The following is a 2,491-nucleotide window of genomic DNA, read 5'->3' on the forward strand; positions in this document are numbered from 1 at the left end:
AGCACTCCCGCTTCCAGTTTCCGGTCGATTGCGCGCGTCACGGCCGCGCGAAAGAGGACCCGCCAGTAGGCGTGGAGCTGCAGCGCGATCGGCAACTGTTCCAGCATCCGGTCGTCGGGATCGGTGATGAGCAGTAGTCGCGGTTCGGTCCCGGTCAGAAAGTGTTCGGGCAGGAGTCGGCCGGCGACGAGGTCGGCGCGGGACGCCCAGTACGGCTGATCGAGATTGGTGGGCAGCACGTGGCCCCAGTCAATCAGATAATGTAACACCTGGCGCAGATAGCGTTCGGGAATGAGCCGCACGGCCGGCTCAACCGCGCGCAGGATCGGTTCCAGGGTCGAATCGTGCGACAACGGTGGCTCCTCAGGAGCAGGTCTCTACTCCCACGATCTTCCGGGAATGGGGCGGGGCGTCAAGTGCGCGGAGTGGAACGAGCGTGATTGTGATTATTGCTGGCAAAGCAATAGCACGCGGATGATGAGGATCGAAGACAGGATTGAAGCGGATCAACAGTATCGACACAGGCTCGCAGGCTTGGAGGGATTGGCGTCTGATCTTATTCATCCTGTGATCCTGTATCGGTACTGCTGTCCGCTTCATCCATGCCGTCCACATGCCGTTATTTCGCCCGCCTGATTTGACAGGGACAATCAGGGGTGAGCGTCTTTACTGTCGGTAGCGTTAAGCGGCCAATGTCGCCCAGCAGGCGTCCCACTGGCCCTTCTCACTTCGAAACAAGGCTCGCAGGTGACACACCGCGTCCGCGCCGGCCTCCGACCAACGCATGCCGCTCCCCTTCAGCCGCTGATTCACCACTTGCTTGCACGCCGCCTCCACCGGGCCTGAGCCGATCAACCACCCTTTCGAGCGGTACAGCGGGTAATCCATCCGATGCACCTGATTCTCGAAGTAGACCAACAACTGCCGATGGGTCTCACGCACCTCCGCCGAGCGGACCGACACATCGATGGCCCGCAACGCCTCCAGGATTACTCGGCCACCCTCGTGCTTGAGCCGGTGGCACCACTCCGAGCCCACCCGATCGGCTTCCGTCTCGTCCGAGTGCAGGATCTTCGCCCATTCACACAGGTGCTCGGCGGCGTGGTAGAAGTCGAGGATCACCACGTCCACCCGTGGGAAGTTCATCCGCAGCCAGTCCTCGATCCCCGCCCCGCCGTCACTGATGGCCACCCACCGCTCGGCCCGGTCCATGCCCACCTGGGCTCCTTGCCGACGCAGCGGTTCACCCAACGCCGCCAGGCCGCCGGTCAGCCCACAGACATAGCGGACCTGACCCTCCTGGTCCGCGTTCCAAATCATGCCGATCGCCGCCATCCGGCCCTCGGCCGCAGAAGCGTCGGGACCCTGCATGCCCACACCGGTCGAGTCCGCCGACACGTACGCACAACTCTTCCCTTCCGCGTCTCGGGTCCACCTCCACCGCGACGGCGGACCAAACGTCTCCCCCGCCGCCAGACGTTCGCCCACCTGATGCCCGGCCCGCTCCGTCGTCCGCTCCACCGTCGATTCGCTCACCCGCAAGCCCGTCAACTTCGGCAGCGTCTTCTGGGCCGCCTCGGCGAAACTGCCCAGCGTTCCGGCCAGGGCCACCACCTGGGCCGCCCCCCGGCTCAGATCGCCGGCACTCAATCCCAGAGTCGCATCACGCGGGAACTGACCGCGGCCGCAGTGCATACAGTGGTAATAAGCCCGATCGACCCGAACACTCCCGAGTACGGTCACGATCCGCTTGCTCCGCCAGCGTTGGAACCGGGCCGACTCCCGACACGATTCGCAACTCCGACTCGACCCGCAGTACCCCCTTTTTTGCGCTCCTCCAGGGCAATCTCGACTCCCTTGGCGGCGACGCGAAGAATGATGTCGCGAAGGGTGAACTCGTTCTCGCCGAAGATGGTGGCATCGGTGGTCGTGGCCATCTGGTTGGCCAGAGCGCGAATGTCTTCGTCGGCGGCGGCGACGAGGGCGGTGTAGATGCGATCGGCCTCAGCTTGTTGCTCGGGAGTGAGGCTGACGGCGTGACGAGTGTGTGCCATAAGTCGGCTCCTGCCGGAGGAATTTCGGGCGCACGTTCATCCTCCCGTCAGGACAAGAAAAAAGCTACCGACATTCAAGCTGCTCACCCCCGAACGCCCCCCTTCTCATCTTTTCTTCGCATTCTCAGAATTGAGCTCTATACTAAAAAATCGCCTATTAGCTGAATCGCCCATCGCCGGACGAGGCTGTTATGCTCGCCAGCCCACCCTGGGCGGGGTCGACGGGATCTTCCCCGGTTCCCCCCGGACAGGAAGTTAATCCCGACCCCAACCTCTATGCCATCGCGCGCGTGAAGCAGGCCGCGAACTCGATCGCCGAACGGGTGCGCCAGGCCCTGACCCCGGAGGGGTTCACCCAGATGCGCGTGCTGGTCGTGGATGACCACCCCGACTCCGCCGATGCGCTGGCCGCGGTGCTCGATCTGCTGGGCTGTCCG

The 2,491-nt window shown here is 63.7% G+C and carries 3 protein-coding genes and 1 pseudogene; 1 reads left to right on the plus strand and 3 read right to left on the minus strand.

The window, feature by feature from the left end; translation table 11 throughout:
• The 3 genes and pseudogenes from VHR41_08110 to VHR41_08120 form a co-directional block, all read right to left on the minus strand.
• The coding region (locus tag VHR41_08110) for a hypothetical protein (protein HEX3234149.1) at positions 1-353 on the minus strand (353 nt) is incomplete at its 3' end.
• 328 nt (positions 354-681) lie between these two features.
• Positions 682-1,764: pseudogene (locus tag VHR41_08115) on the minus strand (ISKra4 family transposase).
• A complete protein-coding gene (locus VHR41_08120) occupies positions 1,740-2,054 on the minus strand; it encodes a hypothetical protein (protein HEX3234150.1) in 315 nt (104 codons plus the stop codon). Before VHR41_08120 ends, VHR41_08115 begins: the two are co-directional and overlap by 25 nt.
• A gap of 191 nt (positions 2,055-2,245) precedes the next feature.
• Between VHR41_08120 and VHR41_08125 the strand changes: the two genes are divergently transcribed.
• A partial coding sequence (locus VHR41_08125) for a hypothetical protein (GenBank protein ID HEX3234151.1) occupies positions 2,246-2,491 on the plus strand: 246 nt, incomplete at its 3' end.

The sequence above is a fragment of the Gemmatimonadales bacterium genome (genome assembly GCA_036265815.1).
Taxonomy (GTDB): Bacteria; Gemmatimonadota; Gemmatimonadetes; order Gemmatimonadales; family GWC2-71-9; genus CAVVWJ01.